This is a genomic window from Streptomyces sp. NPDC058240 (assembly GCF_042882135.1).
GTDB lineage: Bacteria > Actinomycetota > Actinomycetes > Streptomycetales > Streptomycetaceae > Streptomyces.
Genome location: NZ_JBHVWT010000001.1, coordinates 857475 through 882772 on the forward strand (window position 1 = coordinate 857475; position 25298 = coordinate 882772).

At 71.4% G+C, this 25298-nt stretch carries 22 protein-coding genes; 10 read left to right on the forward strand and 12 right to left on the reverse strand.

All coding sequences use genetic code 11. The features are described from left to right. Positions 1 to 68: 68 nt before the first annotated feature. On the reverse strand, positions 69 to 1040 hold the full coding sequence (locus tag ACFVX4_RS03815; RefSeq protein ID WP_389971582.1) for a serine hydrolase: 972 nt from the start codon (positions 1038 to 1040) through the stop codon (positions 69 to 71). A gap of 169 nt (positions 1041 to 1209) precedes the next feature. Between ACFVX4_RS03815 and ACFVX4_RS03820 the strand changes: the two genes are divergently transcribed. After that, complete coding sequence (locus tag ACFVX4_RS03820; RefSeq protein WP_389971584.1) at positions 1210 to 1584, forward strand: hypothetical protein; 375 nt, start codon at positions 1210 to 1212, stop codon at positions 1582 to 1584. A 69-nt stretch (positions 1585 to 1653) separates the two neighbouring features. On the opposite strand, the gene ACFVX4_RS03825 is transcribed toward ACFVX4_RS03820, so the two are convergent. The 3 genes from ACFVX4_RS03825 to ACFVX4_RS03835 all read right to left on the reverse strand — a co-directional run bounded on the left by ACFVX4_RS03825 (position 1654) and on the right by ACFVX4_RS03835 (position 5868). Further along, positions 1654 to 3339, reverse strand: a complete 1686-nt coding sequence (locus ACFVX4_RS03825; RefSeq protein WP_389971586.1) for a thiamine pyrophosphate-binding protein — start codon at positions 3337 to 3339, stop codon at positions 1654 to 1656. Then, the gene (gene speB, locus ACFVX4_RS03830; RefSeq protein WP_389971588.1) at positions 3336 to 4304 is read right to left on the reverse strand and encodes an agmatinase; all 969 of its coding nucleotides are present in this window, start codon (positions 4302 to 4304) and stop codon (positions 3336 to 3338) included. Before speB ends, ACFVX4_RS03825 begins: the two co-directional genes overlap by 4 nt. 94 nt (positions 4305 to 4398) lie before the next feature. Next, positions 4399 to 5868, reverse strand: a complete 1470-nt coding sequence (locus ACFVX4_RS03835) for a sodium:solute symporter (RefSeq protein ID WP_389971590.1) — start codon at positions 5866 to 5868, stop codon at positions 4399 to 4401. Between the two features lie 108 nt (positions 5869 to 5976). Between ACFVX4_RS03835 and ACFVX4_RS03840 the strand changes: the two genes are divergently transcribed. Then, a complete protein-coding gene (locus ACFVX4_RS03840; RefSeq protein WP_389971592.1) occupies positions 5977 to 7452 on the forward strand; it encodes a PucR family transcriptional regulator ligand-binding domain-containing protein in 1476 nt (491 codons plus the stop codon). A 112-nt stretch (positions 7453 to 7564) separates the two neighbouring features. Here the strand turns inward: ACFVX4_RS03840 and ACFVX4_RS03845 are convergent, their stop codons facing one another. Both ACFVX4_RS03845 and ACFVX4_RS03850 read right to left on the reverse strand, forming a co-directional pair. Then, a complete protein-coding gene (locus ACFVX4_RS03845; protein WP_389971594.1) occupies positions 7565 to 7693 on the reverse strand; it encodes a hypothetical protein in 129 nt (42 codons plus the stop codon). Between the two features lie 355 nt (positions 7694 to 8048). Further along, the gene (locus ACFVX4_RS03850) at positions 8049 to 8408 is read right to left on the reverse strand and encodes a VOC family protein (protein ID WP_389971596.1); all 360 of its coding nucleotides are present in this window, start codon (positions 8406 to 8408) and stop codon (positions 8049 to 8051) included. Positions 8409 to 8642: 234 nt separating this feature from the next. On the opposite strand from ACFVX4_RS03850, the gene ACFVX4_RS03855 reads away from it, so the two are divergent. From ACFVX4_RS03855 to ACFVX4_RS03870, 4 genes are all read left to right on the forward strand, one after another. After that, a complete protein-coding gene (locus ACFVX4_RS03855) occupies positions 8643 to 9032 on the forward strand; it encodes a peptidase inhibitor family I36 protein (RefSeq protein WP_389971598.1) in 390 nt (129 codons plus the stop codon). Between the two features lie 203 nt (positions 9033 to 9235). After that, complete coding sequence (locus tag ACFVX4_RS03860) at positions 9236 to 10393, forward strand: acyl-CoA dehydrogenase family protein (RefSeq protein WP_389971600.1); 1158 nt, start codon at positions 9236 to 9238, stop codon at positions 10391 to 10393. Between the two features lie 19 nt (positions 10394 to 10412). Then, positions 10413 to 11288 (forward strand): acyl-CoA thioesterase, encoded by an 876-nt coding sequence (locus tag ACFVX4_RS03865; RefSeq protein WP_389971602.1) that lies wholly within the window; start codon positions 10413 to 10415, stop codon positions 11286 to 11288. A 52-nt stretch (positions 11289 to 11340) separates the two neighbouring features. Then, positions 11341 to 12312: a cation diffusion facilitator family transporter gene (locus tag ACFVX4_RS03870; protein WP_389971604.1), complete on the forward strand. Its 972-nt coding sequence runs from the start codon at positions 11341 to 11343 to the stop codon at positions 12310 to 12312. Positions 12313 to 12364: 52 nt separating this feature from the next. Here the strand turns inward: ACFVX4_RS03870 and ACFVX4_RS03875 are convergent, their stop codons facing one another. From ACFVX4_RS03875 to ACFVX4_RS03895, 5 genes are all read right to left on the reverse strand, one after another. Continuing rightward, entirely contained in the window at positions 12365 to 13150 is a 786-nt protein-coding gene (locus ACFVX4_RS03875; protein ID WP_266418916.1) for a phosphatase, read from the reverse strand. A 75-nt stretch (positions 13151 to 13225) separates the two neighbouring features. Next, positions 13226 to 14740: a DUF6056 family protein gene (locus ACFVX4_RS03880; RefSeq protein WP_389971606.1), complete on the reverse strand. Its 1515-nt coding sequence runs from the start codon at positions 14738 to 14740 to the stop codon at positions 13226 to 13228. 62 nt (positions 14741 to 14802) lie between these two features. Next, the gene (locus ACFVX4_RS03885) at positions 14803 to 16272 is read right to left on the reverse strand and encodes a glycosyltransferase (RefSeq protein ID WP_389971608.1); all 1470 of its coding nucleotides are present in this window, start codon (positions 16270 to 16272) and stop codon (positions 14803 to 14805) included. A gap of 197 nt (positions 16273 to 16469) precedes the next feature. Next, entirely contained in the window at positions 16470 to 17075 is a 606-nt protein-coding gene (locus tag ACFVX4_RS03890; RefSeq protein ID WP_389971610.1) for a TetR/AcrR family transcriptional regulator, read from the reverse strand. 33 nt (positions 17076 to 17108) lie between these two features. After that, positions 17109 to 18323, reverse strand: a complete 1215-nt coding sequence (locus tag ACFVX4_RS03895) for a DUF418 domain-containing protein (protein ID WP_389971612.1) — start codon at positions 18321 to 18323, stop codon at positions 17109 to 17111. A 277-nt stretch (positions 18324 to 18600) separates the two neighbouring features. On the opposite strand from ACFVX4_RS03895, the gene ACFVX4_RS03900 reads away from it, so the two are divergent. From ACFVX4_RS03900 to ACFVX4_RS03915, 4 genes are read left to right on the forward strand one after another with little or no spacing between them, the layout of a single operon-like run. After that, entirely contained in the window at positions 18601 to 20223 is a 1623-nt protein-coding gene (locus ACFVX4_RS03900; protein ID WP_389971614.1) for a carboxyl transferase domain-containing protein, read from the forward strand. Positions 20224 to 20230: 7 nt separating this feature from the next. Beyond that, positions 20231 to 22336: an acetyl-CoA carboxylase biotin carboxylase subunit gene (locus ACFVX4_RS03905; protein ID WP_389971616.1), complete on the forward strand. Its 2106-nt coding sequence runs from the start codon at positions 20231 to 20233 to the stop codon at positions 22334 to 22336. After that, complete coding sequence (locus ACFVX4_RS03910; RefSeq protein ID WP_389971618.1) at positions 22333 to 23274, forward strand: hydroxymethylglutaryl-CoA lyase; 942 nt, start codon at positions 22333 to 22335, stop codon at positions 23272 to 23274. Before ACFVX4_RS03905 ends, ACFVX4_RS03910 begins: the two co-directional genes overlap by 4 nt. Before the next feature lie 29 nt (positions 23275 to 23303). Beyond that, entirely contained in the window at positions 23304 to 24470 is a 1167-nt protein-coding gene (locus ACFVX4_RS03915) for an acyl-CoA dehydrogenase family protein (RefSeq protein WP_389971620.1), read from the forward strand. A 41-nt stretch (positions 24471 to 24511) separates the two neighbouring features. Here the strand turns inward: ACFVX4_RS03915 and ACFVX4_RS03920 are convergent, their stop codons facing one another. Beyond that, positions 24512 to 25063, reverse strand: coding sequence for a GNAT family N-acetyltransferase (locus ACFVX4_RS03920; RefSeq protein ID WP_389971622.1), 552 nt, complete (start codon positions 25061 to 25063; stop codon positions 24512 to 24514). Positions 25064 to 25298 lie beyond the last annotated feature (235 nt).

A 25298-nucleotide genomic window follows, 5' to 3' on the forward strand; every position in this document is an offset into this window, starting at 1 on the left:
GGCCGAAGACAGTGCTATCGGCGTAGGGGCGTGCGACGACCGGCGTAGGACCGGCCCGCCGGCAGGCGCTACGACCGCGGCGTCGCGGTGAGCATGCGTACCGCCGGGGCCTCCGGTACCGCGGGCACCGCTTCCTGCGGGGCTGCGGGCGGAGCGACGGTCGAGGTCGTCTTCGCGGCGACGGCCGGGTTGAGGTCCTTGTGCACGGCGCGGGCGACGGCCTGGATGGTGTTGATGCCGTCGTTCATCGTCTTGTTGTCCTGCGTGAGCACGGTGATCCCGTAATCGTGCCCCTTGCCCGTGAAGGCACCGATGCTGTGCACCCGCCAGCCGTGGGTGGCGCGCGGCAGCCAGCCGTTCTTGACCTGGACGGTCGCGCCGGACGGGGCTCCGGCGGGCGTGCCCCAGCGCTGCGAGGAGATCACCTTGCGCATCAGGCCCAGCTCGTAGGAGCGCGCGTTGTCGCTCAGCACGGAGTTCTTGGCGGTCAGCAGGGTCAGCAGCCGCAGCTCGTCCTGGGCGGTGATCTGGGTCAGCCCCCAGTAGCCACCGGAGCCGGGCACGGTGTGTGTCATCCCGGCGGCCTTGAGGAACGCCTTGACCTTGGTCGCCCCGAGCTGCTTCCACAGGCTGGTGGTCGCGTTGTTGTCGGACTTGGTGATCATGGCGGTGGCGAGGTTGATCTCGCGCTGGGTGAGATAGCGGTTGTGCTTCCCGTTGTCCCAGAGCAGCGTCGCCAGCACGGTCGCCTTCACGACGCTGGCGGAGTCGTACTTGGTGGTCGCCCGCAGGGAGCAGTTGGTCTTGGTCTTCCGGTCGTAGAGCGCCACGGCCGTCGTCGACTTCCGGCCCTTGAGCGCGGCGGTGATGTCCTTCGTCAGCTTCGCCGCGAGCCCGGCCTTGCCGGACGTGCAGCTCACCGTCGGCGTCGCCGCCGCCGCGGGCGCGGCGCCGAGCGCCACGGGTGCGAGCACGCCCGCGGCGAGCGCGACGGACAGCGCGGCCTTTGCCCGACGGGATATGCAGGGCTGTTCTTTCATGCGGCTTCTCCCCCATGAGTGGATCGGTACGGTGCGCTCCCGGCGCACCCGTGAGTAACGACTCATGACCGGCCGGAAAGTTGTACATTCCGGGCTGTGCGGTTCGTCGCCCGTCACGCGCGGGTATCGGTCACCGGGTGCGACCCGGCACATTGACCGAGGGGGAACCTTGACGAGCGCTCAGCCGGTCCGGCACGCCGAGGCATACCGCTGCGGTCGGCTCTACGCGGCGGTCGCGGCCCTGCAGAGGCTCGCGCAGAACGAACACCATGGGCTGGGACAGCCGGGAGCCGCGGAGAAGGCCGCCGCGCGGCCGGAACCCCAGCTGCGAGAGCCCCTGCGGGAGATCGTCCACTACCTGGTGCAGGCCCGGATCCGCGGCCAGGGAGCGGCGGCAGACCCGGTCTTCCGGTCGCTGACCGACTTCTTGCCACCGGCGAAGAACGTGCCCACCAGCCTCAATCCCGACGAGCGGCCGGATTTCCACCGGGGCAGGGAGGACCAGGCGGCACTCATCGCGAAGGAGCACCCGCCCCGCAAATGAACCCGCTGAACCCGCTGAACCCGCCCGCGCGACCGGAGCCGGGTACGCGGGCGGGCAGCGGGCCGGTGCCTACAGATGCGTCGGCTCGAACATCCTCAGCAGGGCCGGCAGCACGACCGCCGAAGGGCCGGGCCGGGCGAAGGACTTCGCCAGGTCGGCGGCGAGCGTCTCGGGGGTCGTACGGACCGCCGGGACGCCGAACGACTCGGCGAGGGCGACGAAGTCGGGGCGGGAGAGCTCCGTCGCCGTGGCCTCGCCGAAGGCGCCCGTCATGTATTCGCGCAGGATGCCGTAGCCGCCGTCGTCGACGATCAGCCAGGTGACCGGCAGGTCGTACTGGCGGGCCGTGGCCAGTTCCGCGATCGAGTACATCGCGCCGCCGTCCCCGGAGACCGCGAGGACCGGCCTCGTACGGTCGGCCGCCGCGGCGCCGAGGGCGGCCGGGAAGCCGTAGCCGAGGCCGCCCGCGCCCTGGGCCGAGTGCATCGTGTTCGGGTGGCGGGCGTCGAAGGCGGACCAGGCCCAGTAGGCGAGGATCGTCATGTCCCAGAAGCTGGGGGACGTGTCGGGCAGCGCCTCGCGGACCGAGGCGATGAGCCGCTGCTCCAGGGTGAGTTCCTGGGCGGCGATCCTGTCCCGTACCGCTTCGAGGACCGTACGGACCCGGTCCGGCGCCGCGGGGTCCTCGCGGCGGTCGACCGCTTCGAGGAGGTCGGACAGCGCCTCGCGGGCGTCGGCGTGGATGCCGAGCGCGGGGTGGTTGGACTCCAGCTTCCCGGCGTCGGCCTCAATCTGGATCACCCGGCCGCGCGGGGCGAACGTGTGGTAGTTCGAGGAGAGTTCACCGAGTCCGGAGCCGACGACCAGCAGCACGTCGGCGGATTCCAGGAAGTCCGTCGTGTAGCGGTCCTCCAGCCAGGACTGGAGAGAGAGCGGGTGCTCCCACGGGAAGGCGCCCTTGCCGCCGAAGGTGGTGACGACGGGTGCGTCCAGCTTCTCCGCGAGCGCCAGCAGCTTGCCGGAGGCGTCGGACCGTACGACTCCGCCGCCCGCGATGATCGCCGGACGCTCGGCCTTCGACAGCAGGTCGGCCGCCACGGCGGTCAGTTCGGGTCGGGCGTGCAGTTCGCGCGGGGTGGCGTCCATCGCCGTGACGACCGGCAGAGTGGTCTCCGCCAGGAGTACGTCCTGCGGGATCTCGATCCAGACCGGGCCGTGCGGGGCGGTCAGCGCGGACTCCCAGGCGGCGGCGATGGCCGACGGGATCTGGGAGGCGGTACGGACGGTGTGGACCGACTTCACGACGTCGCGGAACGACGCCTTCTGGTCCCGCAGCTCGTGCAGGTAGCCGTGGCGTCCGCCGCCCAGGCCCGAGGTCGGGATCTGGCTGGAGATCGCCAGCACGGGCGCGGAGGCCGCCGCCGCCTCCTGGAGCGCGGCGAGGGAGGTGAGGGCGCCCGGTCCGGTGGAGAGCAGCAGCGGCGCCACTTCCCCGGTGACGCGGCCGTACGCGTCGGCGGCGAAGCCCGCGTTGTTCTCGACGCGCAGTCCGATGTACGTCAGCGAGGAGCGGCGCAGCGCGTCGAACATGCCGAGCGCGTGCTGGCCGGGCAGGCCGAAGACGGTGGTCGCGCCGAGGCCCTGGAGGGTCTCGACGACGAGGTCGCCGCCGTTGCGTCCGGCCGGGGGGTTCAGGGCGGCCACGATCTGCTCGGGGGTGAGCCGCGGCCGTTCGTCGTGGTGGTCGTGGCTCACTTCGTACGGGCCTCTGCGATCTGGCGGGACATGATCGTCGTCAGCTCGTACGCCGTGTGGGAGGCGGCGACGGAGGTGATCTCGGCGTGGTCGTACGCGGGGGCGACCTCGACCAGGTCGGCGGAGACGAGGTTGCAGGAGGACAGCCCGCGGACGATTTCGAGGAGCTCGCGGGAGGTAAGACCGCCGGCCTCTGGGGTGCCGGTGCCGGGCGCGTGCGCCGGGTCCAGGACGTCGATGTCGATGGAGATGTAGAGCGGCCGGTCGCCGATGCGCTGGCGCAGCTGGTCGGCGACCTCGTCGACGCCGCGCCGCATGACGTCGGCGGAGGTGACGATGCCGAAGCCCATCTTCGCGTCGTCGTCCAGGTCCTGCTTGCCGTAGAGCGGGCCGCGGGTGCCGACGTGGGAGAGCGCGGAGGTGTCGAGGATGCCCTCCTCGACGGCGCGGCGGAACGGGGTGCCGTGGGTGTACTCGGCACCGAAGTAGGTGTCCCAGGTGTCGAGGTGCGCGTCGAAGTGGAGCAGCGCGACCGGGCCGTGCTTCTTGGCGACGGAGCGCAGCAGCGGCAGCGCGATGGTGTGGTCGCCGCCGAGCGTCATCATGCGGGCGCCGGTGGAGAGCAGATCGTCGGCCGCGGCCTCGATCGTCTCGACGGCCTCGTTGATGTCGAACGGGTTCGCGGCGATGTCACCGGCGTCGGCGACCTGCGCGAGTGCGAACGGCGAGGCGTCCTGCGCGGGGTTGTACGGGCGCAGCAGGCGCGAGGCCTCACGGATCGCGTTGCCGCCGAAGCGGGCGCCGGGGCGGTAGGAGACACCGGTGTCGAAGGGCACGCCGACGACGGCGACATCGGCGGTGCCGACCTCGTCGAGGCGGGGCAGCCGGGCGAAGGTCGCGGGTCCGGCGTACCGCGGGACGCGGGAGGAGTCGACGGGACCGCGCGGCGTCTCGTTGCTGCTCATGTGAAGTGCCTTTCCTTCGGGTTTCATGCGTTGTTCGGTGTGCGGGGACGGCATCCGGATGGGTCCCGCCCCGCGCTTGAGGGCTTGGGGGCAGTTACGCGGTGACCGGTTCGCTCGCCGGCTCCTCCGCGTCCGTGCCCCGCCCCGCGAGCCGCTCGCGCCAGGCAGCCAGTACGGCCGCGTCGGTCGGCTTCGTCGCCAGGGAAACGATCACATACACCGCGAGCGAGGCCAGCAGACCGTAGTAGACCGGTTCGTTGGCGAGGATTCCGTACGCCGCCATCAGGCCGATCACCGCGATGCCGCCGACCGACACCGCGGCCAGCGCGCCCGCCGCGGTGCCCCGGCGCCACAGCAGACCGCCGAGGATCGGCACCAGCAGGCCGCCGACGAGCAGGTTGTACGCGACGGTCAGGGCCTCGACGACGTTGTTGAGCGCGATGGCGATCACGATGACGGCGACGCCCATGACGAGGATGAAGACGCGGTTGCCCTTCACCTCGTCGTGCTCCTCGCCCCCGCCGCCCCGGGACACCGCGCCCCGCAACCGGGACCAGATGTCGTTGTTGGCGACGGTGGCACAGGCGATCAGCGCGCCGGAGGAGGTGGACATCACGGCGGCCAACGCGGCGGCCAGCACCAGCCCGCGCACGCCGATGGGCAGCTCGTCCTTGACTATGGTCGCGAACGCGGAGTCGGCGCTGGGCAGCGTCGGGTACATGACCTTCGCGGCAGTGCCGATGACGGCGCCGGCGATGGCGTAGACGAGGCAGTAGGTACCGGCGACGGTGCCGCCGATGCGGGCGACCTTGTCGCTGCGGGCGGTGAACACCCGCTGCCAGATGTCCTGGCCGATCAGCATGCCGAAGGTGTAGATCAGCACATAGGTGAAGATCGTCTCGCCGCCGATGCCGAGCGGGTCGAAGTACTCGGTGGGCAGCTTCGCCTTCATCTCGCTGAAGCCGCCCGCCTTGATCACCGCGATGGGCAGCAGGAGCAGCAGCACACCGATGGTCTTGACGACGAACTGCACCATGTCGGTGAGCGTGATCGACCACATACCGCCGAGCGTGGAGTACGCGACGACGATGGCGCCGCCGAGAATGATCGCGACGGTCCGGTTCAAGTCGAAGAGGACGTCGAAGATGGTGGCGTACGCGATGGTCGAGGTGACCGCGAGCATCAGCGTGTACGCCCACATCACGACGCCGGAGATGATCCCGGCCCGGCCGCCGTAGCGCAGGTCGAGCATCTCGGAGACGGTGTAGACCTTCAGCCGGGCGATCCGCGCGGAGAAGAAGACGGACAGGGCGAGCAGTCCGAGGCCGATGGTGAGGACCATCCAGGCGCCGGAGAGTCCGTACTGGTAACCGAGGCCGACGCCGCCGATGGTGGAGGCACCGCCGAGGACGATGGCGGCCATGGTGCCGGAGTACATCCCGGGGCCGAGCCTGCGGCCCGCCACCAGGAACTCGCTCTTGGACTTGGCGCGGCGCATGCCCCACCAGCCCATGGCGAGCATGCCGGCCAGATAAATGATGATCACCGCGTAGTCGACAGCCATGGGCTTCCTCCGTTTCGGTCACAAGTGCACATGCCTTACGTGAAGAAGACGGTAGGTGGCTCGCAAGCGACGCTGAAGAGTATGTTTCATCCATAATTGAAGTCTCTGATGGATGGACCGTCCATGCCGGAAGCCTCGGGCGGGCCGACCCCGCCGCCCACTCCCCCGATCCCGCTCGGCGAGCTGCTCGCCCACGAAGAGCTGGGACTTCGCCGTATCGCGGGTCCGGCCGAGGCGGATCTGCTGTGGGTGCACACCTCGGAGATGGCCGACCCGTACCCGTATCTGCTCGGCGGTGAGCTGCTGCTGAGCGCCGGGGTGCTGCTGAAGGACCCGGACGCGTTCGTGGCCCGGCTGGTGAAGGCGGGGGCGGCGGCGCTCGGCTTCGGGGTGACGCCGGTGTTCGACACGGTGCCGCGGGAGCTGATCGAGGCGTGCGACCGGCACGGCCTGCCGCTGCTGGAGGTGCCGCCCGAGACCCCGTTCACGGCTATCGCCCGTGCGGTGTGGCGGCTGATGGCCGAGGCCCGGCACCGCGAGCTGCGCCGGGTGACGCGCGCCCAGCAGGCCCTGGCCACGGCGGCGGCCCGGCCGGACCCGGTTCCGGCGGTGCTGCACCAGCTGGCGGCCCAGCTGGAGGGCCGGGCGGCGCTGCTCGCCGCGGACGGCGAGGAACTGCACGCCGCGGGCCGCCGGGCCGCCCCCGACGTCGGGGCGGCGCTGGCCAGGCTCACCCGGGTGGTCGCCGCCGGGGCGCGCCCCGCCCCGACGTCCGCCACCGACACGCTGCGGGACACCCATCTGTCCGCGTACGCGCTGGGCGGCGGGCAGGGGCTCGTCCTGGCGCTGGCGACGGACCGGCGCGAGGCGGGCGACCACACCATCGCCGGGGTCGCGGTCGTGCTGCTCTCGCTGCTGGCCGCCCCGCATCAGGGCGCCGACGCCGCGGGCCGGTCGGCCGCCCTGGTACGGATGCTGCTGGGCGCGGACCCGCAGGACGTCGCACCGCTGCTCGGTGGCGCCGAGCAGTGGACGGTGGTGCACGCGCGCCGCAGCGGCGACGGCCCGGTGGACCCGCTCACCACCGGGGCACTGGGCGCCGCCCTCGGTTCGGCCCTGGTCGACGCGGGCCGGGGCGGCGACGCCGTACGGGTACTGATCCCCGGCGCCGACCGGATCACCCCGCAGCCGGGCTGGACCCTCGGCGCGTCCGCCCCCGCCCCCATCACCGCGCTCGACCTCGCCGACGACCAGGCCGCCCGCGCCCTGGGCCGCGCCGTCGCGACCCGCACCCCGCTGGCCCACCACCACACCGACACCGGAACCGGCCTGGCCGCCCTGGTCCCCGCCGACCGGGCCGAGGCCCACGCCCGTGCGCTCCTCGCCCCGCTCACCGAGCCACTGACCGAGACCCTGCGCTGCTGGCTGAGCCTCCACGGCAGCTGGGACCGCACGGCCACGGCCCTGCGGATCCACCGCAACACGGTCCGTCAGCGCATCGCCCGCTGCGCGGCCCTGCTGGACACGGACCTGGACGACATGGACGTACGGACGGAGCTGTGGTTCGCGCTGCGGCAGCGGTGAGCGGTGCCTCAGAAGGGTCCCGAAGGGCTCTCCACCTGCTGGTCCGCGCATATCGGTCAGGGCGGCCAGCACATTCGACTTGTGCCCGAAGCATTGGCTCCGAAGATGCCGATCAGGGGAAGTACGGGACGACGAAGGACAGCTCCTGCTCCTCGCGCAGGGAGCGTACGTTCGCCGCGCGGAATCTCAGCAGCACACTGTCCTCCTCTCGCATCCTCGCGGTCAGACCAATCGTCGGCACGGACATCAGCGTGCCGGGTGAGGCCCTGGCCTCCCGGAACATACCGCTCTGGACCGGCCTGAGGGGACTGAACAGCTGATCATTTCGATACGGCACGTCACGCACGCGCCACCCAGGTACTGGCGGCAGCCGACCGGCTCACACCGCGCGCCGGGGTGCGGGGAAGCGCCGGCGCCCGCCCCCGATGTCGGGGCGGGGCCGGTCAGGCTCTCCCCGGGTGGTCGCCGGGGCGCGCCCCGGGTGCGTACGGCGTGCGGTCACCTCTTCCGCCGGCCCGGGGCTCGCGATGTCCAGGAACTCCCGCAGGCCGGGCTGGACGACACCAGCGACCCGGCCGCGATCGGCCGGGCACGCCCTACGGACCGTCGATGCCGATGATCGTGCCGAACGGGTCGCGGAGCTGCGCGATGCGGCGGCCCGGCTCGATCACCAGGGGGCCTCGGTGGTGCTCGCAGCCGGCGGCCAGCAGCCGCGCCCGGACCGCGGCCACGTCGGCCACGCTCCAGTACACGACCGGGCTGCCGCCCCTCGGGTTGCGCGCGTCGTCGACGGGGTGGAAGCCGAGCTCGACGCCGCCGGTCACGACCCAAGCGTAGACGGCGCCCGTGTCACCGACATCGACCCGCACCGGGACGCCGAGCAGCTCCCCGTACCACCGCGCGGAAGCCTCGGGGTCCGCCGCGAAAACCATCACGGTGCGTAGGCCCTCGAACATGATCCACCTCCGGAGGAGCTCACCCTACGACGCGCGGTCCGGGAGGGCGCGGGGCGCCCGTCGCCGATCATGCCGGGCAGGGCGTTCGCGCCGGTGCGCACAGGAGCACCGTGACCTTCGAAGCGGGCTTCGAGCGCCCCGCATCCGCGCCTGTCTGCGCAGGTCACAGCCGTGCCAGGCTGCCGGTGATCAGGGGCAGAGCCTTGATCACCGTCAGGAGAAGAGGTTTCCGCCATGCATCGCATCAGTGCGCTCACCGTCACCTCGATCGCCTTGGCCCTGGGGCTCGGCGCCGGGCCCGTCGCCGTCGCGGCGGCCGAGAACGCCGCCGTCGAAAGCGCCAGGGCTTCCTACAGCTGCAGCCCCGGATATTTCTGTATCTACAGCGACTGGAACGGAGGTGGCACCCGCTGCCAGTGGTCGGACAAGAAGCGGGCGAATACCGCCGACGACTGCTCCTTCATCCAGCGGGGCCAGAATGTCCGCTCCGTGTGGAACGCGACCGGGCACAAGGTGCAGTACTACACCCAGACCAACTACAACTCCCGGGTCGGTTCCACGCCCGCCGGACAGGGCGGCAACCTCCAGGGGAACTACCAGATCCGCTCCTTCAAGCCCCAGTAGGCGGCAAGGAGTGCACCAGAAGCCCTTCCCGGCCGGTGGCCGGGGAGGGCTTTCCGCGTGTCCGCGGCCGTACGGCCCGCGTGGGCGTGCTGCGCATCACCCTGGACAGCCTCGGTGACCCCCGGGTAACTTCTAAACATATCTGAGCAAGCGCTTAGCCAGGCTGGCCGAAGCTCGCCCGAAGCTGACCAAGGAGGCACCCCGTGCGCCGTACGGTATTCAACGAGGACCACGAGGCGTTCCGGGAGACCATCCGCGCCTTCATCGAGGCCGAGGTCGCCCCCGTCTACGACGAGTGGTTCGCGGCCGGCCAGGTGCCCCGCGACTTCTACTACAAGCTCGCCGAGCTGGGCATATTCGGCATCGAGGTGCCGGAGGAGTTCGGCGGCGCCGGGGTCGAGTCCTTCAAGTTCGAGGCGATCATCTCCGAGGAGTGCGCCCGCGCGGCGGTCAACTTCGGCGGCTCCGGCGTGCATGTGCTGCTCTGCCTGCCGTACCTCAAGGCGTACGCCACCGAGGAGCAGAAGAAGCGCTGGCTGCCGGACTTCGTCACCGGCAAGTCGATGTACGCCATCGCCATGACCGAGCCGGGCACCGGTTCCGACCTGGCCGGCATGAAGACCACCGCCAAGCTCTCCGAGGACGGCACGCACTACATCCTCAACGGCGCCAAGACGTTCATCACCGGTGGCGTCCACGCCGACCGGGTCATCGTCTGCGCCCGCACCGACGCCCCCAGGGCGGACGACCGCCGGCACGGCATCTCGCTGCTCGTCGTCGACACCAAGGCCGAGGGCTACTCGGTCGGCCGCAAGCTCGACAAGCTGGGCCTGCGCACCTCCGACACCGCCGAGCTGGCCTTCGTCGACGTCAAGGTGCCGGTCGAGGACCTCCTCGGCGAGGAGAACAAGGGCTTCTCCTACCTCGGCCAGAACCTCCCGCAGGAGCGCCTCGGCATCGCCGTCGGCGCGTACGCCCAGGCCAAGGCGGCCGTCCGGTTCGCCCAGCAGTACGTTTCCGAGCGCACCGTCTTCGGCAAGACCGTCGCGTCCTTCCAGAACACCAAGTTCGAACTGGCCGCCTGCCAGGCCGAGGTGGACGCCGCCGAAGCCGTCTGCGACCGCGCCATCGAGGCCCACGACGCCGGTGAGCTGACCGCCGCCGAGGCCGCCTCCGCGAAGCTGTTCTGCACCGAGGTCGCGCACCGCGTCATCGACCGCTGCCTCCAGCTGCACGGCGGCTACGGCTACATGAACGAGTACCCGATCGCCCGCCTGTACGCGGACAACCGGGTCAACCGCATCTACGGCGGCACCAGCGAGGTCATGAAGTCGATCATCGCCAAGTCCATGGGCCTGTGAGAGCGGCTACGTTCGTTCCATGAGCGCTGCACTCGACTCCCTGCTCGATCTGCTCGACCTGGAGCAGATCGAGCGGGACATCTTCCGGGGTACGAGCCGTTCGGCGGTCGTGCCCCGTGTCTTCGGCGGCCAGGTCGCGGCCCAGGCCCTGGTCGCCGCGGGCCGCACCGTCCCCGCCGCCCGGACCGCCCACTCCCTGCATTCCTACTTCCTGCGGATGGGCGACCCGGGCGCGCCGATCGTCTACAGCGTCGACCGCATCCGCGACGGCCGCTCCTTCACCACCCGCCGGGTTGTCGCGGTCCAGCACGGCCAGCCGATCTTCCATCTCTCGGCCTCGTTCCAGACGTACGAGGAGGGCCTGGAGCACCAGGCGGCCATGCCGCCCGCCCCGAACCCGGAGACGCTGCCCACGGCGGCGCAGCTGCTGCCCCGGTACGCGGACCGCTTCAGCGAGCCGGGGGTCGTGGACCGGCTGATCGAGGCGCGGGCCGCGGTCGACCTGCGCTACGTGGACGCCCCGCCCTTCGGCAGCGTCGGCGAACCGCGCGAACCCCGCTCCCAGGTGTGGTTCCGCACCAACGGCAAGCTCGCGGACGATCCGCTGCTCCATGTCTGCATGGCGACGTACGTCTCCGACATGACGCTGCTCGACTCGGTGCTCCTCGCCCACGGGCGCGGGGGCTGGGCGGTCGGCGACGTGGTCGGCGCGAGCCTGGACCACGCGATGTGGTTCCACCGGCCGTTCCGGGCCGACGAATGGCTGCTGTACGACCAGGAGTCGCCGTCCGCCTCCGGCGGGCGCGGGCTGGGTCAGGCCCGGATCTACACGCAGGACGGCCGACTGGCGATCACCGTCATCCAGGAGGGCGTGGTCCGCGTCCCCCGGGACTGACGCGCCCCGCGCCGACGGGCCACGGCTCACCGATTCGGACATACTCCCCACCATGAGCGACGAGAAAACCGGCGGTGGGGAGTCCCTGTTCACGGTCGTCGTCGCGGCGGCCGCGAATCTCGGCATCGCGGTGGCGAAGGCCGTCGCCGGGCTGATCAGCGGGTCCAGCGCGATGCTCTCCGAGGCGGCGCACTCGGTCGCCGACACGGTCACCGAGCTGCTGCTGCTCACCGCGCTGAAACGCAGCGAGAAGCCCGCGGACGAGGAACACCCGCTGGGCTACGGCCCCGAGCGCTACATCTGGGCGATGCTCGCCTCCGTGGCCACGTTCGTCGGCGGCGCGGTCTTCTCCGTCTACGACGGCATCCACACCCTCGCGGCGGGCGAGGAGCTCGGCAATCCGCTCGTCTCGTACATCGTGCTCGCGGTGGCCTTCCTGCTGGAGGGCTACTCGCTGCGGACCGGGATCCGGCAGGTCCGCGGCGAGGCCGCGCGGCTGCGGGCACCGGTCGGGCACTACTTCCGCCACACCCCCGACACCGCGGTCAAGGCCGTGGTGATGGAGGACTCGGCGGCGCTGGCGGGTCTGCTGCTCGCCGCGGGCGGACTGCTCGGCGGCCAGCTGACCGGTTCCGGGGTCTGGGACGGCATCGCGTCGATCCTGATCGGTCTGCTGCTGGTGTACGTCGCCTGGGTGCTGGGCCGGTCCAACGCCCAGCTGCTGATCGGCCGTCCGGTGCCGAAGCCGATGCGCGCCGGCATCCGCGAGGAACTGCTCTCCGTCCCGCACATCATCGAGGTACTGGAACTCACCACGCTCATCCAGGGGCCGGCCGAGATCCTGATCGCCGCGAAGATCGACTTCCGGGACGCCTCGACCGCCGAGCAGATCGAGTGGGCGTGCGAGGAGGCGGAGGAGCAGCTTCGGGAGCGCTATCCGTCGATCCGCCGGGTGTACCTGGACCCGACCCCGGGCCTGAGGCAGCGGCTGCGCGGGCCCGGTACCGGTTCCGGCCCGGTCTGACCGGGCCGTACGGCCGGGATCGGCCTTGGATCAGTCCTGGATCCGCTCTGGATCAGTCCTGGATCAGCCCCGCCGCGTCCAGCAGGTACTCCGTCATCGGGTCGTAGAACCGCGGGTCCAGCACATGGTCGTCCAGCGGGACGGCCACCTGGAGCGTCCCCTCCGCCTCGCCGAGGAAGAGCGCCGGGTCGTTGCAGTCCGCGTACCCCACCGCGTCCAGCCCGCGCTGCGCCGCGCACCCCGCCCAGCCGTGGTCGGCGACGACCAGGTCCGGCAGCGGGCGGCCCTCGCGCTCCAGGCCGTCCAGGATGGCGGCCATCGGGGCGGGCGAGTGGGTGTGCCAGAGGGTCGCGCCGCGCTCCTGCACCGCGACGTCCGCGAACTGGAACACCATGCCCTCGTCGGCGATCAGCCCCGAGGGGATCCGTACGATCTCGCATCCGGCGGCCCGCAGCGCGTCCGCGGTCTGCCGGTGCACATCGAGGAGCCCGCCCGGGTGCCCGGTCGCGAACAGCACCCGCTCCGATCCCGCCGCCGCCTTCCGCAGCCGCGCCGCCATCCGCTCCAGGGCGTCGACCGTCAGCTCCGGGTCGATGGTGTCCTGCCCGAACCGGTGCTCCGGGTCGTCGCTGACCCCGCAGCGCTCGGCCATCACCGCCAGCACGTCCTGCTCGTCGCGCCACCGGTCGCCGAGCTCCAGACCCAGCCAGTAGTGGCGGTCACCGTTGGCGAGCTTGCGGTAGTGGGAGAGGTTGTTGTCGCGCGGTGTGGCGACGTCTCCGGCTATACGCGTGCGGACGAGGTGTTCGACGAGGGCGGCGCGGCTGGGTATCGGCATGAACCCATTGTGCCGTCAGGTGTGCGCAGTGTGCCGGGTGTCTTGCACGACTGACCGATCGGCCCGGCCCGCCGGTCAGGGCAGCCGGGTCGAGTGCGTGACCTTCTTCAGGTGGTAGTACTGGGCGACGCACTGCGCCGGCCACGCCCGCCGGCCGTGGTTGCCGAACGGCTCCAGCATCCCGCTGACCGATACCGGCGTGTACGGGAGCACCTGGGCGCCGCGCGCCGCCCCGTCCCTCAGCGAGCGGTCCTGCCGGTCCCACCGCTGGGCGCGCACGTCCATCTGCCGTTCCAGCCGGAGCAGCGGGACGGCGAGGCCGACGCAGGTCGCGGCGCACACGACTCCGGCGGCCGCCGCCGTCGCCGCGCGGATCCCCCACCTGCGGGCCCGCAACGCCCGTCCCAACAGGGCGCCGACGCCGACCAGGAGCAGCACGTACAACAGGAGGAAGTCGCCCCAGATGCGCGACGCGGTCCCCACGCTCGCCCCGAAGGCGGGGTAGGCGACGACGACGCAGAGGTAGCCGGAGACCAGGAAGGCGAGGAATCCGACGAGAACCAGGAGGAGGGGCCTGCGGCGCAGGGACCCGTCCGGCGCGTCCGCTCCCCGCTCGCCTCCGCGCACCAGCAGGCCCAGCAGCACGCCGACGGCGACCGCTCCCAGGTACTGCCAGGTCGTGAAGATCGTCCCCAGGACGTGTCCGAACGCCCGCAGCGCCGTGGTCAGCGCCTCCGGGCCGAACATGGAGGCGCTGTCGGCGCCGAACCGTCCACGCCGGGTGCGTGCGCCGGGCGACAGGTACAGGATGGCCGTCCCGACGGCGACCCCGGCGAAGGCGACCACGCACCAGACGCGCGTACGGGTCCGGCCGGCCCCGGGAAGGGCCCACCAGCTCATCAGCAGGACGGCGGCGAGCACGACGAACGCGACGATCGCCGTCTCCTCCGACAGGGTGCCGATGAAGATCCCCGCCAGGTACCCGACGCCCAGCGCGAAGTCGCGTCCCCGCCGTGTCCGTGCGCGCAGCAGCGGGATCACGGCGGCGCAGGCCAGCACCGGTGCGACGGTGTGCGAGACGGAGGAGGCGGGCCAGTAGAACGCCTTGTACGGGTTGGGCGTCGCGAAGAAGAAGAGCGCCGCCGTCGTCGCGCCCACCAGCAGCGCCAGCCCGCGTGGCGCGGTCAGCCCGGCCCTCTTGAGTGCGGAGGCGATCAGCGCCCAGAGGATGCCCAGCATGAGCACCCCGCTGACCAGGGCGAACAATTGGTGGCCCGGGACGCCGAAGGATCCGTACCCGATGACGAGCAGCGCGTTGGCGATGCGTCCGTTGTCGTGGAGGAAGAACTTCCCGATCATCCCGGAGGCGCCCTCGTCCCGTACGACCGGGAGGAAGCACCAGTCGTCCCCTCCCGGGCGGACCAGCCGGCCGATCCAGAAGGCCGCGCCGAGCAGGGCGAGCGGCAGCAGGGCAAGGCCCGACGTCCCGATCGCCGCCCACCGCCGCGCGGGGCCCGGACGGGCTTCCGGCCGGGGGGGTTCCTCACCCTCCGCCTGTGTGCCGGTGGATTTCGACGTGTCCGTGGTCATGTGCACTGGTGCCCTTCGTACGCTGCTCGCGTCTTGTACGCCAAGAAGTTCAGGTGGTGGGTTCACGGTGTGGTGTGTCCGGTACTGCTCTCGGCCGGGCCGCCGCCCTGCCGGGCGAGGGCGGCACCGGAGTCGATGGCCCAGCGGGCGAGCAGGAACGAGAAGGGGGTGGCGAGGATCCCCGCGGCCACGGCGGCGATGTTCTTGTCCATGCCCAGTCTGCTCACGCCGAGGTAGAGCAGAATTCCGGTGAGTACGAGATTGACGACGCTCGACAGGGGATACCGGACGAAGGCGTGCCAGGTCGGCTTCGTGCGGCAGGTGATGCAGGAGTTGAGCAGGAATGATCCCACGACGCTGACCGCGTATCCGATGACGTGTGCGGCCAGATAGGGAATCCAGACATTCAACGAGGCGTATACCGCCAGATATACCGCCGTATTGATGATTCCGATCAACCCGAATTCGATGAACTGGCGTACGGTGCGCCTCCTCGACGCCCCGAGAGCGGTCGCCCCGGTGCGTCGCGCCGGCGGTCTCCCGCTCCCGGGGGCGGACGGGCCCGAACGCACCTCTGCCGGAATATCGACCGGGAGGACGTGCGGAGATTCGTCCGTCTCCCGCACCAGATAGTGCGGGCGGCGTTTCGACTCGGAGTAGATCCGTCCCACGTATTCGCCGATGACGCCGAGCGTGGCGAGCTGGATTCCGCCGAGCGCCACGACGGCGGTCAGCAGGGTGGTGTAGCCGGGTACGACGACACCGTGGAGCACGACGCCGACGATGGTCCACACGGCGTATCCCAGTGCCGCCAGCGCGAGCGCGAGGCCGATGTGGATGGCCAGGCGCAGCGGATGGCTGTTGAACGAGATCAGTCCGTCGATCCCGTAGTTGAGCAGGCGTCTGCCGCCCCACTTCGAATCTCCCGCCGCGCGCTGCATGTTCCGGTAGGTGAAACCGACGGTGTCGAAGCCGATCCAGGAGAAGATCCCCTTGGAGAACCGGTTGGTCTCGGGCAGCGCGAGCACGGCGTCCACGGCGGTGCGCGACAGCAGCCTGAAGTCGCCCTCGCCGTCGACGACCTCGACGTCCATGCACCGGCCCATGGCCCGGTAGTAGAGGGCGCTGAGAAAGGTACGCAGGGCGCCTTCTCCCGCACGGTCGCGCCGCGCGACGACCTGGTCGTAGCCGCGCTGCCGCAGCTCCAGCATGCGGGGCAGCAGTTCGGGCGGGTGCTGGAGGTCGGCGTCCATGAGGACGACGGCGTCGCCGCGGGACATGCGCAGTCCCGCGAGCATGGCGGCCTCCTTGCCGAAATTACGGCTGAAGGAGGTATAGCGGACCCGTTGGTCCGCAGTGGCGAGCGAACCGATCCGGAGCCTGGTCCGGTCGCTGCTGCCGTCGTCGACATAACAGATCTCGAAGGTCCGCCGAGTCGGTTCGAGGACGGAGATCAACGCACGGTGGAATACCTCGATGACCTCGTCCTCATTGAAACAGGGGACAACGATCGAAACCTGACATGTTTTCATTTAAATTCCCCATCAGGCGTGGGCGGGACAGCTCAAACCATAAGCCTGGGGGCCTCGCGACACCGCGACCGACGGAGCTCGTCGAGGAAAAGGAAAGGGAATATGAGGAGACACCTCACCCCTTTCGCATCAATTCATATATTCAAGACCGGGCGTCAAGGCCGGGCGGAAATCGCGGACACACCCGCCGGCACGCCCTACGCGCGGGCCGCCGCCTCGAACGCCCCACGCGCCAGCCGGTGCAGCAGTGCCGCCGTGTCCGCGCGGTCCGGCTGCGCGCCGGGGCGGCCCAGGTGCGGGGTCGAGTTCAGCAGGCCGAAGACGGCGTGGACGGCGGCGCGGGCCTCGTGCTCGGGCAGGTCCGGGTACATCTCGCGGACCACCTCCACCCACACCTCGACGTACTGCCGCTGGAGCTGGCGGACCCGCTTGCGGTCGGCGTCCCGCAGCCGGTCCAGTTCGCGGTCGTGGAGGGTGATCAGGGGGCGGTCGTCGAGGGCGAAGTCGATGTGCCCCTCGATGAGCGCGTCGAGCAGGGCCTGCGGGGAGCTGTCCTCGCAGGCCGCGTCCTCCGACACGCGCAGCTGCCCGCCCGCCAGCAGCCGCTCGCTGATGCCGACCAGCAGCTCGGCGAGCATCGCGTCCTTGCCGGGGAAGTGCCGGTAGAGCCCGGGGCCACTGATGCCGACGGCGGCACCTATCTCGTCGACACCGACGCCGTGGAAGCCGCGCTCGGCAAAGAGGCGGGCGGCCTCCTTGAGGATCTGCTCGCGGCGGGTGGGGGCGTCCGTCCTCGTGGTCATGGATTCGATTCTAGACAGTCCGGTTAGCGAACGTTAACTGGTACGGGGCCGCGCCCACAGCGTCACCGCGCGCAGCAGCCACTCCACCGGCCCGAGCCGGTACCGGCGCATCAGCCACCCGCTGAGCGCGAGCTGGCCGGCGTACAGCACGAGCCCCCCGCCGACCGCCGCCGCGGCGCCCGTGCGGCCGTACAGCCCGAGGCCGTACCCGGAGAAGACGAGGGCCATGACGAGGGACTGGGTCAGGTAGTTGGTCAGCGCCATCCGTCCGGCGGGCGCGAGGACCCGGGCCGTCGCGGCACCGCGCGGCGTGGTGAACCACAGCAGCAGCCCGGTGGCGTACGCGGCCGAGAGCGCCGGGGCCGCGACCATACCGACCGCCAGGCCCAGCAGCACCCAGCGCTCCGACAGCGGCCCCACGAGCCCCGCGGCGGAGAAGACCGCCCCGGGAACTCCGATCGCGAGACCCGTCAGGCAGATGCGGCGCAGCCGCGCCCGGTCGGCGAGCGCGGCCGGGCCGAGCCACTGCCGCCGACCGGCCACGAATCCCATGAGAAAGGCGGCGACGACGAACCCGCCCATCAGCGGAACGGCCGCGAGCATGTCGGGCAGTGCCCGGATGTTGGCGCCGACGACCTCGGCGAATCCGCCCCGGTAGGCGGCGGTCAGCTCGGCCTTCACCGTGGCGGATTCGCCCAGCTCACCGGGGTCGAGCAGCGATGCCCCGAGCCCGATCAGCAGCAGGAGGCCGCCGGCCACACCGAACACCCAAAGCGCCGCCCGCCGGACCGCGGCGGGCCCGGCGTTCCGGACGGCCAGCAGGACCAGCCCGAGCAGGGCGTAGATCATCAGGATGTCGCCGGTGTACAGCAGCACCGCGTGCGCGAACCCGAGCACGAAGAGCGCGGCCAGCCGCCGTGACATCCGGGGCACGAAGCGCGCCCCGGCTCGGGCGGCCGAGTCCATCTGGAGGGTGAAGCTGTATCCGAAGAGGAAGGAGAAGAGCAGGTAGAACTTCGACTGCGCGAGAAGGACGACCAGCCATTCCACCGCTCCGTCCGCCGCGTGCACCCCCGCGAGCCCCTCCCTGGCGCCGGGAGGTCCGGCGGTCGTCATGAGATTCACGACCAGGATCCCGGCGAGCGCGAACCCGCGCAGGGCGTCCACTTCGAGGATGCGCGGCCTCCCGGCCACTCCCCCGGCCGCCCCTCCGTCCACACCCGGCACCGTCTGCGACTGCTGCGTCATCCGCCGTTTCCCCCACCCGAAGCCCTTCGCCGGTCGGCGACCGGCGCCGCTCCGGGTCAGGGAGCGGTGCGGGCCATTATTCCGGCCGGTCCACGCGGGCCGCCGCCCGCCGGCCGGTCGTACTTGACCGATACCCGCCGAAAGCACCGCGGACGGCTGCCGAAAGCGCCGCGGGCACCGGCCGAGCGCCCTGGACAAGGCTGTTAGCGCTCGTTAACCTGAAGTCGGACGTTAACGGTCACTAACTACTGCGGTACGGGCAAGGGGGCTCGACACGATGCAGCAGGCACCGGTGCTGGCGAGCGCGGCCGATCCCGCCTCCGAGGCCTGGAAGGCCAACGAGGCGGCGCATCACGCGCTCGCCGAAGAGCTGCGTGAGCGGCTCGCCACGGCCAGGCTCGGCGGGGGTGAGAGGGCCCGCGCCCGGCATGTGGCGCGCGGCAAGCTGCTGCCCAGGGACCGGGTGGACACCCTGCTCGATCCGGGGTCCCCGTTCCTGGAGCTGGCCCCGCTCGCGGCCGAGGGGCTGTACGGGGGCGCCGCCCCGGCGGCCGGGGTGATCGCCGGGATCGGCCGGGTCAGCGGCCGGGAGTGCGTGATCGTCGCCAATGACGCGACCGTCAAGGGCGGCACGTACTACCCGATGACGGTGAAGAAGCACCTGCGCGCCCAGGAAGTGGCGCTGGAGAATCGTCTCCCCTGCCTCTATCTCGTCGACTCGGGCGGTGCGTTCCTGCCGATGCAGGACGAGGTCTTCCCGGACCGGGAGCACTTCGGGCGGATCTTCTACAACCAGGCCCGGATGTCGGGTGCCGGGATTCCGCAGATCGCGGCGGTGCTGGGTTCGTGCACGGCGGGCGGGGCGTACGTCCCCGCGATGAGCGACGAGGCCGTGATCGTCCGCAACCAGGGCACGATCTTCCTGGGCGGCCCCCCACTGGTGAAGGCCGCGACCGGCGAGGTCGTGACGGCCGAGGAGCTGGGCGGTGGCGAGGTGCACTCCCGTACGTCGGGGGTGACCGACCATCTCGCCGAGGACGACGCGCACGCGCTGCGGATCGTGCGGAACATCGTGGCCACCCTGCCGGACCGGGGCGCGCTGCCGTGGTCCGTGCGCCCCGTCGACGAGCCGAAGGTCGACCCCGCGGGTCTGTACGGCGCCGTACCGGTCGATTCGCGGACGCCGTACGACGTACGGGAGGTGATCGCCCGGGTCGTCGACGGCTCCCGGTTCGCCGAGTTCAAGGCCGAGTACGGGACGACGCTGATCACCGGCTTCGCCCACATCCACGGCCACCCGGTCGGCATCGTCGCCAACAACGGCATCCTGTTCTCCGAGTCGGCCCAGAAGGGCGCCCACTTCATCGAGCTGTGCGACCAGCGCGGCATCCCGCTGGTCTTCCTGCAGAACATCTCGGGCTTCATGGTGGGGCGGGACTACGAGGCCGGCGGCATCGCCAAGCACGGCGCCAAGATGGTGACGGCGGTCGCCTGCACCCGCGTCCCGAAGCTGACCGTGGTGGTCGGCGGTTCGTACGGGGCGGGCAACTACTCCATGTGCGGCCGGGCCTACTCCCCCCGCTTCCTGTGGATGTGGCCCAACGCGAAGATCTCCGTCATGGGCGGCGAGCAGGCCGCGTCCGTCCTCGCGACGGTCAAGCGCGACCAGCTGGGCGACGACTGGAGCACGGCGGACGAGGAGGCCTTCAAGGCCCCGATCCGCGAGCAGTACGAGACCCAGGGCAATGCCTACTACGCCACGGCCCGGCTCTGGGACGACGGCGTGATCGACCCGCTGGAGACCCGGCAGGTGCTGGGGCTGGCCCTGACCGCGTGCGCCAACGCCCCACTTTCCCAAAGGGACTACGCAGCGCCCGGCTTCGGCGTCTTCCGGATGTGAGGAACAGATGACGATGTTCGACACCGTTCTGGTCGCCAACCGCGGCGAGATCGCGGTACGTGTCATCCGCACGCTGCGGGAGCTGGGCGTCCGCTCGGTCGCCGTCTTCAGCGACGCGGACGCGGACGCCAGGCACGTCCGGGAGGCCGACACGGCGGTACGGATCGGGCCCGCCCCCGCCGCCATGAGCTATCTCAGCGTGCCCGCGCTGCTGGACGCGGCCCGCCGCGCCGGCGCGCAGGCCGTCCACCCGGGATACGGATTCCTCGCCGAGAACGCGGGCTTCGCGCGGGCGTGCGCCGAGGCGGGACTGACCTTCATCGGACCGCCCGCCTCCGCCATCACGCTGATGGGCGACAAGATCCGGGCCAAGGAGACGGTCGCGGCGGCCGGGGTTCCGGTGGTGCCCGGCTCCTCGGGGAGCGGGCTCACCGACGACCGGCTGGTCGACGCGGCCCGCGAGATCGGGATGCCGGTGCTGCTGAAGCCCTCGGCAGGCGGCGGCGGCAAGGGCATGCGGCTGGTGCGCGACGAGGCGCTGCTCGGGGACGAGATCGCGGCCGCCCGGCGCGAGGCACGGGCCTCGTTCGGCGACGACACGTTGCTGGTGGAGCGGTGGATCGACCGGCCCCGGCACATCGAGATCCAGGTGCTGGCGGACGCCCACGGCAACGTGGTCCACCTCGGCGAGCGCGAGTGCTCGCTCCAGCGCCGCCACCAGAAGATCATCGAGGAGGCGCCCTCGGTCCTGCTCGACGAGGAGACCCGGGCCGCGATGGGCGAGGCGGCCGTCCAGGCGGCCCGCTCCTGCGGCTATGTGGGCGCGGGCACGGTGGAGTTCATCGTCCCGGGCAACGACCCCGCCTCGTACTTCTTCATGGAGATGAACACCCGCCTCCAGGTCGAGCACCCGGTCACCGAGCTGATCACCGGCCTGGACCTGGTGGAGTGGCAGCTGAGGGTCGCGGCGGGCGAGCGACTCCCGTACGAGCAGCGGGACATCACGCTCACCGGCCATGCCATCGAGGCCCGGATCTGCGCCGAGGACCCGGCACGCGGCTTCCTGCCCTCCGGCGGCACGGTCCTCGCGCTGCACGAGCCGCAGGGCAACGGGGTGCGGACGGACTCCGGGCTCGGCGAGGGCGGCGAGGTCGGCAGCCTGTACGACCCGATGCTGTCGAAGGTCATCGCGTACGGCCCCGACCGCGCCACCGCACTGCGCCGGCTGCGGGCGGCGCTCGCGGACACGGTGATCCTCGGCGTCCCGACCAACGCCGGTTTCCTGCGCCGGCTGCTCGCCCACCCGGCGGTGGTGGCGGGCGATCTGGACACGGGCCTGGTGGAACGCGAGGTGGACACGCTGGTGCCGGAGGGGGTGCCCGAGGAGGTGTACGCGGCGGCGGCGCTGCTGCGGCGGTCCGCCGGTGCGGACGGGGCCCGGACCGGCGCCCCCACCGACGCCTCCGGCTGGGCCGACCCGTTCTCGGCGGTGAGCGGCTGGCGGCTCGGCGGTACCCCGGCCCGCACGGTGCTCGACTTCCGGCTGCCCGGCCACGACCCGGTGCAGGTCTCGCTGCGTACCTGCCCGGCCGGTACGGAGCTGACGTTCGGCCATGTCGGGGAGGGCGCGCAGCCGCCGGAGCCCGTGACGGGGGCCTGCGGCCCGCTGGCCCCGCTGCCCGGCGGCAGGGAGACGGCCAGGCTGGTCGAGGTCTCCGGGCACCGCCTCACCCTCGAACTCGCCGGTGTCACCCACGCGTTCACCCATGCAGCCTCCCCGGACGGCAGATGGCTCGGCCGGGACGGCGACAGCTGGCACGTACAGGATCACGACCCGGTGGAGGCGTCCCTGGCCGGCGCGGGCCGGTCCGGGGCGGACACGCTCGCCGCGCCCATGCCCGGGACGGTCACCGTGGTGAAGGTGGCGGTCGGGGACGAAGTCGTGGCCGGGCAGAGCCTGCTGGTGGTGGAGGCGATGAAGATGGAACACGTCATCTCCGCCCCGCACGCCGGGACCGTGACCGAGCTGGACGTCAGCGCCGGTGCCACGGTCGCGATGGACCAGATCCTGGCCGTGGTGGCCCCCGTCGAGGCGCCCGGGGAGGAAGCATGACCACGTCCCGCACCCTGCCCATGACCGTGCCGGCCCAGGACCTGCCCGCCCGGGTACGCATCCACGAGGTCGGTGCCCGCGACGGGCTGCAGAACGAGAAGACCGTCGTACCGACCGGGGTGAAGGCGGAGTTCATCCACCGGCTGGCCGCCTCGGGCCTGACCACCGTCGAGGCGACCAGCTTCGTGCACCCCAAGTGGGTTCCCCAACTGGCCGACGCCGAGGACCTGTTCCCCCGCCTGGCCGACATCGACGGCGTCGCCCTGCCGGTCCTCGTACCGAACGAACGCGGCCTGGACCGGGCCCTGGCGCTCGGCGCCCGCCGGATCGCCGTGTTCGGCTCGGCGACCGAGACGTTCGCCGCCCGCAATCTCAACCGCACCGTCGACGAGTCGCTCGCCATGTTCGAGCCGGTCGTCGCCCGCGCCAAGGCCGACCGGGTGCATGTCCGCGGCTATCTGTCGATGTGCTTCGGCGACCCGTGGGAGGGGCCCGTCCCCGTCCACCAGGTCGTCCGGGTCGCCAAGGCGCTGATGGACCTCGGCTGCGACGAGCTCTCCCTGGGCGACACCATCGGCGTCGCCACGCCCGGCCACGTACAGACCCTGCTCTCGGAGCTGAACGAGGAGGGCGTGCCCACCGACAGCATCGGCGTGCACTTCCACGACACGTACGGCCAGGCCCTGTCCAACACCCTCGCCGCGCTCCAGCACGGGGTGACCACCGTGGACGCCTCCGCGGGCGGCCTCGGCGGCTGCCCGTACGCGAAGAGCGCGACCGGAAATCTCGCCACCGAGGACCTCGTGTGGATGCTCCAGGGCCTCGGTGTCGAAACCGGGGTCGATCTCGACGCGCTCACCGCCACCAGCGTGTGGCTCGCCGATCAACTGGGCCGACCCAGCCCGTCCCGTACCGTCCGCGCGCTCTCGGTGCGATAGACACCGTCCCACAAGGAGTGACCCCTGCCATGCCCCTGGACCACCGGCTGACCGCCGAACACGAGGAACTGCGGCGCACCGTCGAGGAGTTCGCGCACGACGTCGTCGCGCCGAAGATCGGCGACTTCTACGAACGGCACGAGTTCCCGTACGAGATCGTGCGGGAGATGGGGCGGATGGGCCTGTTCGGGCTTCCGTTCCCGGAGGAGTACGGCGGCATGGGCGGCGACTATCTCGCCCTCGGGATCGCCCTGGAGGAGCTGGCCCGGGTCGACTCGTCCGTGGCGATCACGCTGGAGGCCGGGGTCTCGCTCGGCGCGATGCCGGTCTACCACTTCGGCACCGAGGAGCAGAAGCGGCAGTGGCTGCCGAGGCTCTGCTCGGGCGAGGCGCTCGGCGCCTTCGGCCTGACCGAGCCGGACGGCGGCTCGGACGCGGGCGGCACCCGGACGACGGCGGTGCGCGACGAGGCCACCGGCGAGTGGGTGATCAACGGCTCCAAGTGCTTCATCACCAACTCCGGCACGGACATCACGGAACTGGTCACGGTGACGGCGGTGACCGGCCGCAAGGAGAACGGCGCCCCGCGCATCTCCTCGATCATCGTGCCGTCCGGCACCCCCGGCTTCACGGTCGCCGCCCCGTACTCCAAGGTCGGCTGGAACGCCTCGGACACCCGCGAGCTGTCCTTCTCCGACGTCCGCGTCCCGCTGGCGAACCTGCTGGGCGAGGAAGGCCGCGGCTACGCCCAGTTCCTGCGCATCCTGGACGAGGGCCGGATCGCCATCTCCGCCCTGTCCACGGGCCTGGCCCAGGGCTGCGTCGACGAGTCGGTGAAGTACGCCGGGGAGCGCCACGCCTTCGGCCGGCCGATCGGCGCCAACCAGGCCATCCAGTTCAAGATCGCGGACATGGAGACGCGGGCCCACATGGCCCGGGTCGGCTGGCGCGACGCGGCCTCGCGCATGGTGGCGGGCGAGCCGTTCAAGAAGGAGGCGGCGATCGCCAAGCTGTACTCCTCGACGGTGGCGGTGGACAACGCCCGCGACGCGACCCAGATCCACGGCGGCTACGGCTTCATGAACGAGTACCCGGTCGCCAGGATGTGGCGCGACTCCAAGATCCTGGAGATCGGCGAGGGCACGAGCGAGGTCCAGCGGATGCTGATCGCCCGCGAGTTGGGCCTCCCGGCCTGACGCGATGACGGTGCGGGTGGGGCGGGCGGACGGGCAGACGGTCAGCTCGTCCCGCCCGGCCACTCCTCACGCACCATCCCGAACAGCACGGTGTCGTACCGCCTGCCCGCCACCAGCACGGCACCCCGGCGCCGGCCCTCCTCGCGGAAGCCCGCCTTGGCGAAGGCGCGGACGGCCCGCTCGTTGCCGCTCCAGGTGTCGAGCTCGATCCGGTGCAGCCCGAAGGCCCCGAACAGGTGCCCCACCAGCAGGCGCAGCGCGTCGGATCCGTGGCCGCGGCCCCAGCGGTCCCGCTCACCGATGGTGATGCCGATGGTGACCCGCCCGGCGAACGGGTCCAGATCGCGGTAGTCCACCATGCCGATGACCGTGCCGTCGGCCAGGTCCTCGACCGTGAGGACGGCCGACTCCCTCGGGACCAGCCGCAGCATCGTCTCGAAGGCGAGCCCGATGGCCTCCGCCGTGACCGGTCCGAAGCACGGGTCGCCACCCGTGGCCCAGTGCACCACCTCCGGGTCGTTGCGCCACCGGAGATGGTGCTCCGCGTCCGCTGCCCGCAGTGCGCGGAGCCTGACCAACTCGCCTTCGATCATGCGCGGATCGTATGCCGGGGCCACCCGCCCACCGGTCGGCGGAGGTGCCCTCCGGCCCGGTCACCCACCCAAGCCCTTGTGCCGCAGCCGATGCAGCGCCTCGATCGCCCGCAACTGCCGCCGCTCGTAAGCGGTACCGGGGCGCACCGCCGACCACTGGGTCCCGCGCTGAACACCGTTCGTTGCGCAGGTCGGCTCAGAGGCTGTCGGGTGACTTCCAATCGGGCAGCCACGG

What these genes read in the sequence shown, in the direction of transcription:
- speB (WP_389971588.1), bottom strand. Translation starts at nt 4,304, where the DNA reads ATGAGCAGCAACGAGACGCCGCGCGGTCCCGTCGACTCCTCCCGCGTC.
- ACFVX4_RS03840 (WP_389971592.1), top strand. Translation starts at nt 5,977, where the DNA reads ATGGATGGACCGTCCATGCCGGAAGCCTCGGGCGGGCCGACCCCGCCG.
- ACFVX4_RS03890 (WP_389971610.1), bottom strand. Translation starts at nt 17,075, where the DNA reads ATGACCACGAGGACGGACGCCCCCACCCGCCGCGAGCAGATCCTCAAG.
- ACFVX4_RS03855 (WP_389971598.1), top strand. Translation starts at nt 8,643, where the DNA reads ATGCATCGCATCAGTGCGCTCACCGTCACCTCGATCGCCTTGGCCCTG.
- ACFVX4_RS03895 (WP_389971612.1), bottom strand. Translation starts at nt 18,323, where the DNA reads ATGACGCAGCAGTCGCAGACGGTGCCGGGTGTGGACGGAGGGGCGGCC.
- ACFVX4_RS03885 (WP_389971608.1), bottom strand. Translation starts at nt 16,272, where the DNA reads ATGAAAACATGTCAGGTTTCGATCGTTGTCCCCTGTTTCAATGAGGAC.
- ACFVX4_RS03865 (WP_389971602.1), top strand. Translation starts at nt 10,413, where the DNA reads ATGAGCGCTGCACTCGACTCCCTGCTCGATCTGCTCGACCTGGAGCAG.
- ACFVX4_RS03875 (WP_266418916.1), bottom strand. Translation starts at nt 13,150, where the DNA reads ATGCCGATACCCAGCCGCGCCGCCCTCGTCGAACACCTCGTCCGCACG.
- ACFVX4_RS03920 (WP_389971622.1), bottom strand. Translation starts at nt 25,063, where the DNA reads ATGATCGAAGGCGAGTTGGTCAGGCTCCGCGCACTGCGGGCAGCGGAC.
- ACFVX4_RS03870 (WP_389971604.1), top strand. Translation starts at nt 11,341, where the DNA reads ATGAGCGACGAGAAAACCGGCGGTGGGGAGTCCCTGTTCACGGTCGTC.
- ACFVX4_RS03835 (WP_389971590.1), bottom strand. Translation starts at nt 5,868, where the DNA reads ATGGCTGTCGACTACGCGGTGATCATCATTTATCTGGCCGGCATGCTC.
- ACFVX4_RS03815 (WP_389971582.1), bottom strand. Translation starts at nt 1,040, where the DNA reads ATGAAAGAACAGCCCTGCATATCCCGTCGGGCAAAGGCCGCGCTGTCC.
- ACFVX4_RS03915 (WP_389971620.1), top strand. Translation starts at nt 23,304, where the DNA reads ATGCCCCTGGACCACCGGCTGACCGCCGAACACGAGGAACTGCGGCGC.
- ACFVX4_RS03880 (WP_389971606.1), bottom strand. Translation starts at nt 14,740, where the DNA reads ATGACCACGGACACGTCGAAATCCACCGGCACACAGGCGGAGGGTGAG.
- ACFVX4_RS03850 (WP_389971596.1), bottom strand. Translation starts at nt 8,408, where the DNA reads ATGTTCGAGGGCCTACGCACCGTGATGGTTTTCGCGGCGGACCCCGAG.
- ACFVX4_RS03910 (WP_389971618.1), top strand. Translation starts at nt 22,333, where the DNA reads ATGACCACGTCCCGCACCCTGCCCATGACCGTGCCGGCCCAGGACCTG.
- ACFVX4_RS03905 (WP_389971616.1), top strand. Translation starts at nt 20,231, where the DNA reads ATGACGATGTTCGACACCGTTCTGGTCGCCAACCGCGGCGAGATCGCG.
- ACFVX4_RS03900 (WP_389971614.1), top strand. Translation starts at nt 18,601, where the DNA reads ATGCAGCAGGCACCGGTGCTGGCGAGCGCGGCCGATCCCGCCTCCGAG.